This is a genomic window from Agromyces sp. MMS24-K17 (genome assembly GCF_043950245.1).
Lineage (GTDB): Bacteria > Actinomycetota > Actinomycetes > Actinomycetales > Microbacteriaceae > Agromyces.
The window spans coordinates 1,612,646-1,626,323 of the sequence record NZ_CP171640.1 but is presented as its reverse complement, the minus strand read 5'-3'; the positions used below and the strand labels follow the sequence as shown (position 1 = coordinate 1,626,323).

The 13,678-nt window shown below is 73.4% G+C and carries 11 protein-coding genes and 1 pseudogene; 6 read left to right on the top strand and 6 right to left on the bottom strand.

What is annotated here, in order from left to right; translation table 11 throughout:
* The first annotated feature begins 44 nt into the window (after positions 1-44).
* Positions 45-2,789 carry a cation-translocating P-type ATPase gene (locus ACGGZK_RS07310; RefSeq protein ID WP_395245614.1) on the top strand — a complete coding sequence of 915 codons (2,745 nt, stop codon included), beginning with the start codon at positions 45-47 and terminating at the stop codon, positions 2,787-2,789.
* Here ACGGZK_RS07310 and ACGGZK_RS07305 read toward each other — a convergent pair.
* From ACGGZK_RS07305 to ACGGZK_RS07295, 3 genes are all read right to left on the bottom strand, one after another.
* On the bottom strand, positions 2,776-3,909 hold the full coding sequence (locus ACGGZK_RS07305) for a GtrA family protein (RefSeq protein WP_395245613.1): 1,134 nt from the start codon (positions 3,907-3,909) through the stop codon (positions 2,776-2,778). The two genes, ACGGZK_RS07310 and ACGGZK_RS07305, sit on opposite strands and share 14 nt — an antisense overlap.
* Positions 3,910-3,914: 5 nt before the next feature.
* Positions 3,915-4,991: a phosphodiester glycosidase family protein gene (locus tag ACGGZK_RS07300; RefSeq protein ID WP_395245612.1), complete on the bottom strand. Its 1,077-nt coding sequence runs from the start codon at positions 4,989-4,991 to the stop codon at positions 3,915-3,917.
* Between the two features lie 103 nt (positions 4,992-5,094).
* Complete coding sequence (locus ACGGZK_RS07295; RefSeq protein ID WP_395245611.1) at positions 5,095-6,282, bottom strand: serine hydrolase domain-containing protein; 1,188 nt, start codon at positions 6,280-6,282, stop codon at positions 5,095-5,097.
* Between the two features lie 137 nt (positions 6,283-6,419).
* Here ACGGZK_RS07295 and ACGGZK_RS07290 point away from each other — a divergent pair, with 137 nt between their 5' ends.
* Genes ACGGZK_RS07290 through ACGGZK_RS07280 form a run of 3 tightly spaced genes read left to right on the top strand, consistent with a single transcriptional unit; the run spans position 6,420 to position 8,814 of the window.
* Positions 6,420-7,583: an alcohol dehydrogenase catalytic domain-containing protein gene (locus tag ACGGZK_RS07290; protein WP_395245610.1), complete on the top strand. Its 1,164-nt coding sequence runs from the start codon at positions 6,420-6,422 to the stop codon at positions 7,581-7,583.
* Entirely contained in the window at positions 7,580-8,329 is a 750-nt protein-coding gene (locus ACGGZK_RS07285) for an SDR family oxidoreductase (protein WP_395245609.1), read from the top strand. Before ACGGZK_RS07290 ends, ACGGZK_RS07285 begins: the two co-directional genes overlap by 4 nt.
* Positions 8,326-8,814 (top strand): MaoC family dehydratase, encoded by a 489-nt coding sequence (locus ACGGZK_RS07280; RefSeq protein ID WP_395245608.1) that lies wholly within the window; start codon positions 8,326-8,328, stop codon positions 8,812-8,814. The genes ACGGZK_RS07285 and ACGGZK_RS07280 overlap by 4 nt, the downstream gene beginning before the upstream one ends.
* A 300-nt stretch (positions 8,815-9,114) precedes the next feature.
* Here ACGGZK_RS07280 and ACGGZK_RS07275 read toward each other — a convergent pair.
* Both ACGGZK_RS07275 and ACGGZK_RS07270 read right to left on the bottom strand, forming a co-directional pair.
* A pseudogene (locus tag ACGGZK_RS07275) lies at positions 9,115-10,406 on the bottom strand (acetyl-CoA C-acetyltransferase).
* A 268-nt stretch (positions 10,407-10,674) separates the two neighbouring features.
* A complete protein-coding gene (locus ACGGZK_RS07270) occupies positions 10,675-11,907 on the bottom strand; it encodes an acyl-CoA dehydrogenase family protein (RefSeq protein WP_395245607.1) in 1,233 nt (410 codons plus the stop codon).
* Between the two features lie 135 nt (positions 11,908-12,042).
* Here ACGGZK_RS07270 and ACGGZK_RS07265 point away from each other — a divergent pair, with 135 nt between their 5' ends.
* Both ACGGZK_RS07265 and ACGGZK_RS07260 read left to right on the top strand, forming a co-directional pair.
* Positions 12,043-12,750: a QsdR family transcriptional regulator gene (locus ACGGZK_RS07265; protein ID WP_395245606.1), complete on the top strand. Its 708-nt coding sequence runs from the start codon at positions 12,043-12,045 to the stop codon at positions 12,748-12,750.
* A 23-nt stretch (positions 12,751-12,773) separates the two neighbouring features.
* Positions 12,774-13,196: an acyl-CoA thioesterase gene (locus tag ACGGZK_RS07260; protein ID WP_395245605.1), complete on the top strand. Its 423-nt coding sequence runs from the start codon at positions 12,774-12,776 to the stop codon at positions 13,194-13,196.
* A gap of 49 nt (positions 13,197-13,245) precedes the next feature.
* On the opposite strand, the gene ACGGZK_RS07255 is transcribed toward ACGGZK_RS07260, so the two are convergent.
* Positions 13,246-13,551, bottom strand: a complete 306-nt coding sequence (locus ACGGZK_RS07255) for an NIPSNAP family protein (protein WP_395245604.1) — start codon at positions 13,549-13,551, stop codon at positions 13,246-13,248.
* Positions 13,552-13,678 lie beyond the last annotated feature (127 nt).

The window sequence follows — 13,678 nt, the reverse complement described above, 5'->3', positions numbered from 1 at the left end:
ATCGCCTAGTGTGTGCACTGTCAGCACGGCCCGGGGGGAGCAGAGTGAGCACAGCAGTCGATCACCAGCAGCAGGCGTCAGCCGGGTCGGATCCATCGGTCGAGTGGTGGGCGCTCGCCCCCGACGACGCGGTGGCGAAGGCCGAGACCGATCAGGCGCGAGGGCTGAGCGAGGCCGAGGTCACCCAGCGTCGCTCGACGTACGGGCCGAACGCCCTGCAGAGCGCACCGCCGCCCAGCATCTGGAAGATCGCGCTCAGCCAGGTGCTCGAGCTCATGACCCTGATGCTCATCGCGGTCACGCTCATCTCGCTGCTCATCGGCCAGGTGACGACCGCGATCATCGTCGCCGTGCTCGTGCTCTTCAACGTGGTCACCGGCACCCGCCAGGAGGTGAAGGCCCGTCGCAGCGTCGACGCCCTCGCCAAGCTGCAGACGCCGAAGGCCCGGGTCATCCGCGACGGCACGCTCCGCCTGGTCGACGCGACCGAGCTCGTGCCCGGCGACATCGTCGAACTCGAGTCGGGCGACCTCGCGCCCGCAGACGGCCGCATCCTCCGCTCGGCGAACCTCGAGACGCAGGAGTCCGCGCTCACGGGCGAGTCGCTGCCGATCCCGAAGGGACCGGCCGAGAACACGGCCGACACCGCCCTCGCCGACCGCACGTCGATGGTGTTCCAGAACACCTCGATCACCCGCGGCACCGCCCGCGTCGTCATCGTCGAGACCGGCATGCGCACCCAGATGGGCCGCATCGCCTCCCTCCTCACCCAGGTCGGCGACAAGAAGTCGCCGCTCCAGCTCGAGCTCGACAGCCTGACGAAGGTGCTCGGCGTCATCGCCTGGGCGGCGGTGCTCGTCATCGTGATCATCGGCTTCATCCGCGGGCAGAGCCTCGACGAGCTGCTCTTCCTCGCGACGGCGGTCGCGATCTCGGCCATCCCGACCGGCCTTCCGGTGTTCGTGCAGAGCCTGCTCGCGTGGGGTGCCTCGAAGCTCGCCAAGGAGCGCGCGATCGTCGCATCCCTCAACGACGTCGAGACGCTCGGCGCGACGAGCGCGATCTGCTCCGACAAGACGGGCACCCTGACGCTCAACCAGATGACGGTGCGCACCGCCTGGTTCGGCGGCGAGAGCTACAAGGTCACGGGCGAGGGCTACTCGTTCCAGGGCCAGGTGCTCGGAGCCTCCGGCGAGGCGCTGGATGCCTCGACCCTCGGCCTGGCGCTCAGCCTGCCGAACGACGCGACGGTGTCGGCCGACGGCGACGTGGTCGGCGACCCGACCGAGGCCGCGATCGTCGTGCTCGGCGCGAAGCTCGGCGTCGATGCCGAGCAGGCCCGGGCGCAGTACCCGCGCCTGGCCGAGGTGCCGTTCGACTCCGACTACAAGTTCATGGCGACGCTGCAGCGCATCCCGGTGCAGGGCGAGACCCGACTCGTGCTCCTCGTGAAGGGGGCTCCCGACGTCGTGCTCGGCCGCTGCACCCAGATGCTCGGCCCGGGGCGTGACGTCGTGCCGGTCGCGGCCGATGCGGCCACGGCCGAGCTCGAGGGCCTCTCCGCGAAGGGCCTGCGCACGCTCGCGCTGGCGGCGCGGTTCCTCGACGACGCCGACGAAGGCAGGGTCGCGGCCGACCCGATGTCGTACGTGACCGACCTGGTGCTCGTCGGCATCGTCGGCATCGTCGACCCGCTGCGGACCGAGGCGAAGGACGCGGTCGACATCGCGAAGGCGGCCGGCATCGAGGTGCGCATGATCACCGGCGACCACGCGGTCACGGCGGGCGCGATCGGCGCCGAGCTCGGCCTCGGGCCGGGTGCGGTCAGCGGCGCCGACCTGAAGCAGATGAGCGACGAGGAGCTGTCGGCGAGATTGCCCGACCTGCACGTCTTCGGCCGCGTCACGCCCGACGACAAGCTGCGTCTCGTGGGCCTGCTGCAGGCGCAGGGCTCGATCGTCGCGATGACGGGCGACGCGGTGAACGACGCCGCCGCCATCAAGCAGGCGAACGTCGGCGTGGCGATGGGCTCCGGCTCGGAGGTCACGAAGCAGGCGGCGAAGCTCGTGCTCACCGACGACAACTTCGCGACGCTGGTGCACGCGGTCGAGCTCGGCCGCATCGTCTACTCGAAGATCACCGCGTACCTGCGGTTCCAGATGACGCAGCTGCTGAGCCTCATCATCCTGTTCCTCGCGGCGAGCGCGTTCTCGATCGCCGAGGGCGTCGCATTGTTCCCGGCGCAGGTGCTGTTCATCAACTTCTTCGTCGCCCTGTTCGCGGTGCTCGCCATCGCGGCCGACGCGAACCCTCCGGGGATCATGAACCACCCGCCGCGCGACCCGAAGGTCGGCGTCGTCAACCCGGTCTCCCTCACGGAGTGGATCGTCTACGGCGTCGTCATCTTCTTCATCGCGCTGGTCCCGCTGGTGTGGGGCCCCGACACCCCGAGCCCGACCGAGCCGACCGCGTCGATGACCATGTCGTACGTCATCCTCGGCCTCGCGACGGTGCTCAGCGCCATCCTCATGCGCCGCACGCCCGAGTCGGGGCTCCTGCCCCCGTTCGCGGCACTCGGCAAGATCCTGATCTGGCCGGTCGTGCTGATCGTGCTGTCGACCGAGCTCGGGTTCCTCCAGAAGATGCTCGGCACCGTGTCGCTGACGGGCTGGCAGTGGCTCGAGTGCATCGGCCTCACGCTGGTGCTGCTGGTCGTCGTCGAGGGCGACAAGTGGTTGCGCCGCCGCCGCATCGCGGCCCGCCGCGCGGCCGGGGTCACGTCGGCCTGACCGGCGACCCCACCGGCACCGCATGCGCCGGCCAGGGCCCTTCGGCCCGGGCCGGCGCTTCGGCGTTCGCGAACACCACGCGCCGCTGCACCTGGAAGCTGATGAGGAACAGGGTGCCCTCCGTCAGCACCTTGGCGGCGAGCAGCGGGAGCCCAGCGTCGGTGAGCGCGGTGAGCAGGCCGTAGTTCGCAGTCAGCACGAGCAGCGCGAGGCAGGCGTAGGGCACGAGGGTGCTTCGGATGCCCCGAGCCCGCGCCGTGCGGAAGACGAGGGTGCGGTTCACCGTGTAGTTCACGGCGGCGCTCAGCAGCCGGGCGGCGACGACGGCGAGGAGGAGCGACCCGGTCGTGGCGGTGAGGGCGACCACGGCGAGGGTGTCGACTGCGAAGGCGAGCAGCGCGGAGGCGATGAACCTGCCGAGGGGCGCCCAGACGCGGAGCGAGTCGACGATGGGGCGGAAGTGCGACGAGGCGTTCCGGTCGAGGTAGACCGTCTGGATCGGCACCTCGACGAGGTCCCAGCCGGCGCCGCGGGCGCGGAGGAGCATCCGGAACTCGTACTCGAACCGGTCGCCGGGAAGTTCCAGCAGCCAGTCCCGCAGCGTGGCCGGGTAGCCGCGGAGCCCGGTCTGCGTATCGCTGACGGCGCCGCCGGTCGCGAGCGCGAAGGCGCGACTCGATGCGACGTTGCCGAGGCGGCTGCGCAGCGGGACGCGCGCCGGGCCTCCACCGTCGGGCGGGCCGACGGACGCATCGGCGGATGGTCCGTCGAATCGACGCGCACCGAGCACGATCGCCGACCGCGTTGCGGCCGTCGCCTCCGCGACGCGTTCGATGTCGGCGACGAGGTGCTGGCCGTCGCAGTCGGCGGTCACCACGTCGGCGCCGGGCGATCGACGGGCGACCTCCCGGAGTCCGGTGCGGATCGCCGCGCCCTTGCCGCGGTTGCGATCATGGTGCGTCACGATCGCACCGCCGCCGGTCGCGGCGGCGAACACGTCGTCGAAGGCCGGCCCCGAGCCGTCGTCGACGACGAGCACCTCGTGCCCTCGGGCGGTGAGGTCGGCGACGAGGCGGGGCAACCGCTCGTCGGGTTCGTAGGCGGAGATGAGCACGACCATCGGGATCACCGCGCGAGGTAGAGGATGTCGGAGGTGCCGCGTTCCTCGCCGCGGCCGAGCGGGTCGTTGACGAGCGAACCGTCGAACACCATGGTCGACGAGCCGCCCCCGTCGAGGTTGTAGGCGGTGACCGCGCCGTGGTCGATCATGATCTGCGCGAGCTCGGGCAGGGTGACGCCCGCGCTGTAGCCGGGGCTGCGCCCGTCGACGACGACGAACACGAGGTGGTTCGCGTCGACGACGCCGACCGCGGTGCGCGGCTGGTCGCCCTGGATCGAGTGGTTGCCGAAGTTCGTGTCGACCTCGACCTGGTCGATGCCGTCGACGACCTGGCCGCCCTCGACGATCGCCGGACCGAACGAGAGGGTGTTCCACACGCCGTCGGCGACGAGTTCGTCGGCCGTCGTGGTGGTCTCGTCGTAGACCTCGACCGTGCCGTCGGCGTAGAACGCGAGGCCCTCCCGGGCGCCGTCGTCGCGGTACACGACGCCGTTGCGGATCACGATGCCCGTGTCGCGGAAGCCGTAGTAGTCGCCGTTGATCGCGAACACCGCATCGTTCGCCGCGGCGATGGCCGAGGTCGTCTCGGTGATGTTCTCGCCGAACTGGTCGGCGGCGAACGCGCTGCGCAGGCGCGTGGCATCCGACAGGGTGACGTCGGCGACGTACATCGTGACCGTGTCGTCGCCCGTGCCGGTGACGACGGTCGAGATGTCGACGGTGGTGCCGGCGCCGTCGTCGTAGGTCGTCTCGGTGAGGGTCGCGGTGCCGGTGCCCGAGGCGGATGCCTCGCCGGCGGCCGCATCGGCGGTCGTCGCGGCGTCCGTGCCGGCGGCCCCCGCCTGCTCGGCCTGCTCCGCCTCGTAGGCGCTGACGTCGGAGATCTCGACGTGCGGGATGACGAAGCGGTCGAGCGCCCACGCGGTACCGCCGGCGGCGACGAGCCCGATGGTGAGGGCGCTCGCGCCGATGGTGAGGCGCAGGCGTCGCTGCCGCGGTGACCGTGGCGTTCGGGGCCGGCGGGGTGTGCGGGGCGTGAGTGGGCGGTCGGAGGTCTGGGTGGTGTCGCGCGTCTCGTCCATGCCCGCCATCGAAGGCGGACGCCCACGCCGCCCGCTGTGCGGCACCAGTGCGGCGGCTATGCCGGTGCTGGCGATCTCACGAGCCCCGGCGCCGGCGTGGATCTCAGGCGTCGAGCGCCGCGTACACCGCCCGCGTGTAGGCGTCGGAGCGCTCCGAGCCGATGATGCCCGGCGACATCCGGTTCATCACGTATGCGAACGTGACCCCGCGATCGACGTCGGCGATCACGATCGAGCCGCCCCAGCCGCCCCAGAACGCGACGCGCCCCTCGGGGATCCACGGCGTCGAGGCCGGGTTCGACACCGCCCAGCCGAGGGCGAACCGCAACGGCAGGCCGAGCACGAGGTCGATGCCGTCGGTGTGCTCGGCGAACACCCGCTCGACGGTCGCCGGCGAGAGCAGCCGCATCCCGTCGACCTGCCCGCCGGTCGCGAGCACCGAGTTGAGCCGGGCGACCGAGCGGGCGTTGCCCTGGCCGCCGGCGCCGCCCACCCCGGCCGCGCGCCACGCGCGCGTCCAGGTGACCTCGGCGCCGAGGACGGGCCCGGTGAACGTGCGGAACGCGGGCGAGTCGGGCGGGAGCGCGCCGAGGTCGAGCTGCGAGGGCGGCGGCGGCACGACGTCGCTCACCCGGCGGTCCTCCGACTCGGGCAGGCCGAGCCAGAAGTCGGCGCCGAGCGGCTCGGCGAGCTCCTCGCGCACGAAGGCGCCGAGCGACCGGCCGTCGACGCGGCGCACGAGTTCCCCGACGAGGTGGCCGTAGTCGAGCAGGTGGTAGCCCGACGCCGCGCCGGCCGGCCACCAGGCGGGCTGGGCGGCGAGGCGCGCGGCGGCCGCGTCGACGTCGAGGATGTCGTCGCCGGTGATCGGCTGCGCCCACCCCGAGACGCCGGACGTGTGCATGAGCACGTGCTTCACGAGCACGCCCGCCTTGCCGGCGGCCGCGAACTCGGGCCAGTAGGTCGCGACGGATGCCTCGGGGTCGAGCTGCCCGCGCTCGACGAGCAGGAGCGCGGCGAGCGCGGTGACGGTCTTCGAGATCGACCAGACGTTGGTGAGGGTGTCGCTGTTCCAGGGGCGCGTGCGTGCGGGGTCGGCCCAGCCGCCCCAGAGGTCGACGACCGGCTCGTCGCCGACGAACACCGCGAGGGATGCCCCGAGCTCGTCGCCGTTCGCGAGCCGGCGGGCGAACTCGTCGCGGAGACCGGCGAAGCGGGCGTCGCAGGTGCCGTCGATCGGCGGGTCGACCACGGGGGTCGGCGCGGCCGGGGTGGTCTCGGTGCTGGTCATCGGGGTGCTCCTCAGCGTCGTCGGTGGGAGGGTTGCCTCAACATACCGCGTGGTCGGTATGCTTGTCACCACCCGGGCGCGACCGCCGTGCCCACTCCGGGCGCGACCGCCGTGCCCCACCTCGACGAGGAGGCCAGATGCGCATCACCGGAGCCGTGCTCGAGCGCTGCGGCGCCGACGCACCGTACGCCGCGAGCCGCCCGTTCACCGTCGGGCCGCTCGAACTCGACCCGCCCGGCCCGGGTGAGCTCCTCGTGCGCATCGAGGCCGCCGGCGTCTGCCACTCCGACCTCAGCGTCGTCGACGGCAACCGCGTGCGGCCCATGCCGATGCTGCTCGGGCACGAGGCCGCGGGCATCGTCGAGGCGATCGGCGCCGGCGTCGACGACCTCGCCGTCGGCACCCGCGTCGTCATGACGTTCCTCCCCCGCTGCGGCGCCTGCGCCGGCTGCCGCACCGACGGCCGCCTCCCCTGCGAGGTCGGCACCGCCGCCAACACCGCCGGCGCGCTCGTCGGCGACGGCCTCCGCCTCCACCGCGACGGCGCCCCCGTACGGCACCACCTCGGCGTCAGCGGGTTCGCGACGCACGCCGTGGTCAGCCGCACCTCGGTCGTGCCGGTCGACGCCGACGTGCCGGCCGACGTCGCCGCCCTCCTCGGCTGCGCCGTGCTCACCGGCGGCGGCGCCGTCGTCAACGCCGGGCGCCCCGGCCCCGGCGACCGCGTGATCGTGGTCGGCCTCGGCGGGGTCGGCATGGCGGCCCTCCTCGTCGCCGTCGCGCTCGGCCACGAGGTCGTCGGCGTCGACGCGGTGCCCGCCAAGCTCGACCTCGCGCGCGAGCTCGGGGCATCCGCCGCGTTCGAACCGGCCGACGCGCTGGAGGCCGGCCTGCGCGCCCCCGTCGTGATCGAGGCGGCCGGCTCCGCGCGCGCGTTCGAGACGGCCTTCGCGCTGACCGAGCCCGGCGGCACGACCGTCACCGTCGGCCTGCCGGCCCCCGACGCGCGGGCGAGCCTGCCGCCGCTCGCGCTCACCGCCGAGGCACGCACCGTCGTGGGCAGCTACCTGGGCTCGGCCGTGCCGAGCCGCGACATCCCGCGCTACGTCGAGCTGTGGCGCACCGGGCGGCTGCCGCTCGAACGACTCGTGTCGTCGCGCATCCGGCTCGATGAGATCGACCTCGCCATGGACCGGCTCGCCGCCGGCGGCGAGCTGCGCCAGCTCATCGTGTTCGACGCATCCGACGCCCGGCCCGACGACCTTCCCGATCCCACCCACCGAGAGAGGACCCCCGCATGACCCGCACCGCCATCGTCACCGGCGCCGCCCGCGGCATCGGCGCCGCCACCGCGCGCCGGCTCGCCGCCGACGGCCACGCCGTCGCCGTCGTCGACCTCGACGAATCGCAGGCCGGCGCCACCGCCGCCGCCATCGAGGCAGGCGGCGGTCGCGCCGTCGCCATCGGGGCGGATGTCTCCGACGCCGACGCCGTGGCCGCTGCGGTCGCCCGCGCAGCCGACGAGCTCGGCGCCCCGACGATCCTCGTGAACAACGCCGGGATCCTGCGCGACAACCTGCTGTTCAAGATGGCCGAGGCCGACTGGGACCAGGTCATCGCCGTGCACCTGCGCGGCGCGTTCCTCATGTCGCGCGCGGTGCAGGCCCACCAGGTCGACGCCGGCTGGGGGCGGATCGTGAACCTGTCGAGCACGTCGGCCCTCGGCAACCGCGGCCAAGCGAACTACGCGGCCGCGAAGGCGGGCCTGCAGGGCCTCACGAAGACCCTCGCGATCGAGCTCGGCCGGTACGGCGTCACCGCGAACGCCGTCGCACCCGGGTTCATCGAGACCGACATGACGCGCGCGACCGCCGAGCGGATGGGCGTGCCGTTCGAGGCGTTCCTCGCGGGCGCGGCGAAGGAGATCCCGGTCGGGCGCGTCGGGCAGCCCGACGACATCGCCGCGGCGGTGTCGTTCTTCTGCTCGGAGGGCGCCGGGTTCGTGTCGGGCCAGGTGCTGTACGTGGCCGGCGGGCCGCGCGGATGAGCGGGGCACCCGACACCTCCGCCGGCGGGCGCATCCTCGTCGACTCCCCCGCCGCCCTCGGCGACGCCATCGGCGCGACCGCGACGGGCGACTGGGTCGAGGTCGGCCAGGACCGCATCGACGCGTTCGCCGACGTGACCGGCGACCACCAGTGGATCCACCTCGACCACGAGCGCGCCGCGGCCGGACCCTTCGGCACGACCATCGCGCACGGGTACCTCACCCTGTCGCTCCTGCCGCACCTCACCGCGGGACTGCTCGAGGTCGGCGGCACCGCGATGGCGGTGAACTACGGGCTCGACCGCGTGCGGTTCCTGCAGCCGGTCGCGTCGGGGTCGCGCGTGCGCGCGGTCACCGAGGTGCGGTCGGCGGATGCCTCGCCCCAGGGCGTCCGCGCGGGACTGCGCACGACCGTCGAGATCGAGGGCGCCGGCCGGCCGGCCCTCGTCGCCGACACGATCGCGCTGTTCGTGCCGGCCGCCTGAGCGGCAGGTACCCGGGGCATCCGCCCGAGGCATCCGCCCGCGCTGACCTTGCCGCCCGCCCTGACCGCTCCGCTCGCGCTGACCTTGCCGTCCGCCCTGACCTCACCGCCCGCGCTCCGCGGATGAGGAGGAATCGACGGCCGTGCGGCGTGTCGGCCCACGACACGCCGCACGCACCCGAAAACGTCCTCATCGGCGCCGAGGGCCGGGGGCGCACGCGCGGCCGGGCACGCGAGCGGCCGGGCGCGCGAGCGGGCCCCGGCCGACGCCCGGCCGGGGCCCGTTCGACTGCGCGGCCGCTCAGACCCGCTCGACCACCATGGCCATGCCCTGGCCGCCGCCGACGCACATCGTCTCGAGGCCGTAGCGACCGCCGGTGGCGGCGAGGCCGTTGAGCAGCGTCGACGTGATCCGCGCGCCGGTCATGCCGAACGGATGCCCCACCGCGATCGCCCCGCCGTGCACGTTGAGCCGCTCGGGGTCGATGCCGAGCTCGCGGGCCGACGGGATCACCTGCGCGGCGAACGCCTCGTTCAGCTCGACGAGGTCGATCTCGTCGATCGTCAGGCCGGCGAGGGCGAGCGCGCGACGGGATGCCTCGACGGGGCCGAGCCCCATGATCTCCGGCGAGAGCCCGCTGACGCCGGTGGAGACGATCCGGGCGAGCGGCTGCAGGCCGAGCTCGTCGACGATGCGGTCGGAGACCACGACGACCGCGGCGGCACCGTCGTTCAGGGGCAGCAGTTGCCCGCCGTCACGGTGCCGTCGGGGCGGAACACGGGGTCGAGCCCCGCGAGCGCCTCGACGGTCACGCCGGGGCGCGGACCGTCGTCGGCGTCGACCACCCGGCCGTCGGGCAGCGTCACCGGCGTGATGTCGCGCGCCCAGAACCCGTCGGCGAGGGCGCGCTCGGCGCGCTGCTGGCTGCGGGCCGCGAACGCGTCCTGCTCGGCACGACTCACGCCCATCAGCTCGGCGACGTTCTCGGCGGTCTGGCCCATGGCGATGTAGGCGTCCGGCAGGTCGCCCGATTCGCGCGGGTCGCGCCAGGGTCGCAGGCCGGATGCCCCGGAGCCGGACGCTCCGGAATCGGATGCCCCGCCCGCACCGGATGCCCCGCCGTCGGCGCCGCTCGCAGCACGCGCGTCGGTGCGCTCCCAGGCCGCCCGGAACCGCGGGTTCCGCACGTCCTCGCCGGGGATGTAGTCGGCGGTCCCTCGCGCCGAGTGGGTCACCGACTCGACGCCGGCCGAGACGAACACGTCGCCCTCGCCGGCCTTGATGGCGTGGAACGCCATGCGGGTGGTCTGCAGGCTCGACGAGCAGTACCGGTTCACGGTGGTGCCGGGCACGCCGTCGAGGCCGAGCAGCACGGCCACGATGCGGCCGAGGTTCATGCCCTGCTCGCCGCCGGGCTGGCCGCAGCCGAGCAGCAGGTCGTCGATACGGGCCGGGTCGAGTCCGGGCAGCGCGGCGAGCGCGGCCTCGACCATCTGCGCCGCGAGGTCGTCGGGGCGGAGGTCGATAAGCGAGCCCTTGCGGGCGCGCCCGATGGGCGAGCGGGCGGTGGCGACGATGAAGGCTTCGGGCATGGGACATCCGTTCGGTCGATTCGATCTGCGTTCGCCCCTCCCCTGCGCGCCCTTCCCCCTCCGGCGGCTCGCGAGTGTCCAGTTCCCGCCATTTTCCGGGGCGGGAAGCGGCAGGAACTGGACACTCGTGCGCGTGCGGCGGGGTGAGGGGCGGGTGGGTGAGGGGCGGGGAGCGGGAGCGCGGTGTGCGCGGCCGGCCGCGTGCGGCGTGCCGCGTGCGGCGTTCCGCGTGCGGCGTGGTGAGGGGGAAAGAGGCGGTGGCGGCGGCTCAGTGGAACGCCGCGATGCCGGTGATGGCGCGGCCGACGATGAGCGTGTTCATGTCGTACGTGCCCTCGAACGTGTAGACGGCCTCGGCGTCGGCGAAGTACCGGGCGACGCCGTGGTCGAGCTGGATGCCGTTGCCACCGACGATCTCGCGGCACCAGGCGACGACCTCGCGCATGCGGGCGGTCACGAACGCCTTCGCCATGGCGGAGTGGTGGTCGCGCTGCTCGCCCTCGTCCTGCATCTCGGACACGCGGATGCAGAGCGCGATGCACGCGGTGATGTTCGACAGCGCGTTCGCGAGCTTCTCCTGCACGAGCTGGAACGACGCGATCGGCTTGCCGAACTGCACGCGCTCCTTCGCGTAGGCGAGGGCGGCCTCGTAGGCGCCGACGGCGACGCCGAGCGCCTGCCACGCGACATCCGCTCGGGTGAGCCGGAGCACGATGGCGACGTCGCGGAAGCCGTGGATCTCCTGGAGCCGGTCGGAATCGGGCACCACGACGCCGTCGAGCACGATGTCGGCGTTCTCGACGCCGCGGAGCGACTGCTTGCGCTCGATCTTGGTGGCGGTGAACCCGGTGGCGGGCTGGCGCACGAGGAAGCCCTTCACCTGGTCGTCGGCGGTGTCGCGCGCCCAGATGACGACGACGTCGGCGAAGGTGGCGTTGCCGATCCAGCGCTTCGCGCCGTCGAGCACCCATTCGTCGGTGCCGTCGGCGGCGGTGCGCCGGGTCGCGGTGGTCTCGAGGCCACGGGCGGTGTCGGAGCCGTGGCCGGGCTCGGTGAGGCCGAAGGCGCCGACGAGTTCGCCGCGGGCCATGGGCGCCAGCCATTCGGTCTTCTGGGCGGGCGAGCCGCCGACGGCGATGGCGTTCATCGCGAGGCCGGAGTGCACGCCGACGAAGGTCGCGCACGACGGGTCGACGCGGGCGATCTCGAGGGCGACCCAGCCGCGGTACACCGCGCTGTTGTCGAAGTGGCGCACCTCGGGCAGGGCCGAGCCGAACAGGCCGAGGCCGGCGAAGCCGGGGATGAGGTGGCGCGGGCTCTCGGCGCGCTCCCACAGGTCGTCCGCGTGCGGGCGGACCTCCCGTTCGAGGAACGCGCGGATGGTCGCGACCGAGGCCTGCTCAGCCGGGGTGAGCTTCTGCTGGAACGCGTAGAAGTCGGCGTCGAGCAGGGCGGCCGGGCCGTCGGCGAGCTCGTCGTGCGGGGTGATGGTGAGCGTCATGGCTCCTCCGATCGTCGGTGATCAGGTGGTCGGTGCCCAGGTCGCCTGGGGGTCCCGGCGTGCGGGGTCAGGGGCAGTATGCAACATTTTCGGGAATGTTGCATCCATCGGATGCCCCGGCGGTACGATGCCCGCATGCCCTCCACCTCCCACGCCGCGGACTCCCGGACCGCCGCAGCCGCCCAGCACGAGGCATCCGCCCCGCCCGTCGCACCCGACCACGCGCGGCACCCGATCGCCGTCGTCGGCGTCGACGCGGCGCCGTCGTGGCTGAGCGAACGACTCGACACGCACGCCGACGCCCGGCGCGCGTTCGACGAGGCCCGCGAGACGTTCATCGCCGGCCGCCGCATCGACATGGGGGCGCTCGCCCTGTCGCTCGGCGTCGACCGCACGTCGCTGTTCCGCTGGGTCGGCAACCGCGACGCCCTGCTCAGCGAGGTGCTGTGGTCGCTCGCCATGCCGACGCTCGCGCAGGCCGACGACGCCGCGGCCGACCTCGACGGGCCCGACCGCGTCGCCGCGGTGCTCACGCACTTCGTCGGCGACCTGATCTCGGCCGACTACTTCCGCCAGTTCCTGCGGCGGGAGCCGGCTCGCGCCCTGCGCCTGCTCACCACCAAGGAGAGCGAGATCCAGCGCCGGTACCTCGCCACGGCCGAGTGGCTCGTGCGCCGCGACCTCGGCGACGCCCCGCTCGGCGGGTCGATCGACCCGGCCCAGCTCGCCTACCTGCTCGTGCGGGTCTCCGAGTCGTTCACCTACGCCGACCTCATCACGGGCGACCAGCCGAGCGCCGAGCGGGCGCGCATCGCGTTCCGCGTGCTGCTGCGCGCCGACTGACCGACCGAACGGATGCCCCGCCGATGACCCGCTACGCCGACCGCGAGCCGTTCGCGACGCGCTGGAACGACAACGACCAGTACGGGCACGTGAACAACACGGTGTACTACGCCGCGATGGACACCGCCGTGAACGCCTGGATGATCCGCCACGGCGACCTCGACCCGCAGGGCGACGGGCCGATCGCGCTCTGCGCGGCGTCGTCGTGCGAGTTCGCCGCGTCGGCGTCGTTCCCCGAGCCCCTCGAGGTCGGCATCGCGGTCGAGCGGCTCGGGCGCACGAGCGTCACCTGGGCGCTCGGGATCCTGCGGCCCGGGTCGGATGCCCCGATCGCGACCGGGCGGTTCGTGCACGTGTTCGTGGACGGCGAGGAGCGCCGGCCGACGCCGATCCCGGCGGGCATCCGCGACGCGATCGCGTCGCGCCTCGAGGTCGCGGCGGCCTGAGCGGGGGCTCGGGGCGCGGGCCCGGGGCGCGGGGCGCGGGCTCAGGAGCTCACTCGAAGACGGGCGTGAGGAAGCGGCGCTCGTAGCGGCGGATGCAGCCGGTCTCGGCGGCGAGCCGGAACGCGTCCTGGCACTCGGGGTCGGTCTGCGAGGCGATGCGGTACTGCTCGTACTCGGCGAGCGACGGGAAGCTGAACAGCGCGAACGCCTCGTCGCTGTCGCCCTCGCTCGGCAGGAAGTAGCCGTGGTGGTCGCCGCCGAACCTCTCGACGAGCCGGATCCAGCGCTGTCCGTACTCGCGGAAGTCGTCGAGCTTCGCGGCGTCGATCTCGTAGCGCAGGTGGACGGTGATCATCTCGGACTCCTCGGGGTGCGGCGGGCGGATGCGCCCTCCTCGACGGTAGCCCGCCGGACTCGCACTACCGAACAAACCGACCGGGCGGTATGCTGGCGGAGCCGCGGCCCGGTCGCCTCCCCTGACC

Coding starts and splice junctions, on each gene's coding strand:
- ACGGZK_RS07285 (WP_395245609.1), top strand. CDS start 7,580: ATGACCCGCACCGCCATCGTCACCGGCGCCGCCCGCGGCATCGGCGCC.
- ACGGZK_RS07260 (WP_395245605.1), top strand. CDS start 12,774: ATGACCCGCTACGCCGACCGCGAGCCGTTCGCGACGCGCTGGAACGAC.
- ACGGZK_RS07295 (WP_395245611.1), bottom strand. CDS start 6,282: ATGACCAGCACCGAGACCACCCCGGCCGCGCCGACCCCCGTGGTCGAC.
- ACGGZK_RS07290 (WP_395245610.1), top strand. CDS start 6,420: ATGCGCATCACCGGAGCCGTGCTCGAGCGCTGCGGCGCCGACGCACCG.
- ACGGZK_RS07270 (WP_395245607.1), bottom strand. CDS start 11,907: ATGACGCTCACCATCACCCCGCACGACGAGCTCGCCGACGGCCCGGCC.
- ACGGZK_RS07300 (WP_395245612.1), bottom strand. CDS start 4,991: ATGGACGAGACGCGCGACACCACCCAGACCTCCGACCGCCCACTCACG.
- ACGGZK_RS07305 (WP_395245613.1), bottom strand. CDS start 3,909: ATGGTCGTGCTCATCTCCGCCTACGAACCCGACGAGCGGTTGCCCCGC.
- ACGGZK_RS07265 (WP_395245606.1), top strand. CDS start 12,043: ATGCCCTCCACCTCCCACGCCGCGGACTCCCGGACCGCCGCAGCCGCC.
- ACGGZK_RS07255 (WP_395245604.1), bottom strand. CDS start 13,551: ATGATCACCGTCCACCTGCGCTACGAGATCGACGCCGCGAAGCTCGAC.
- ACGGZK_RS07280 (WP_395245608.1), top strand. CDS start 8,326: ATGAGCGGGGCACCCGACACCTCCGCCGGCGGGCGCATCCTCGTCGAC.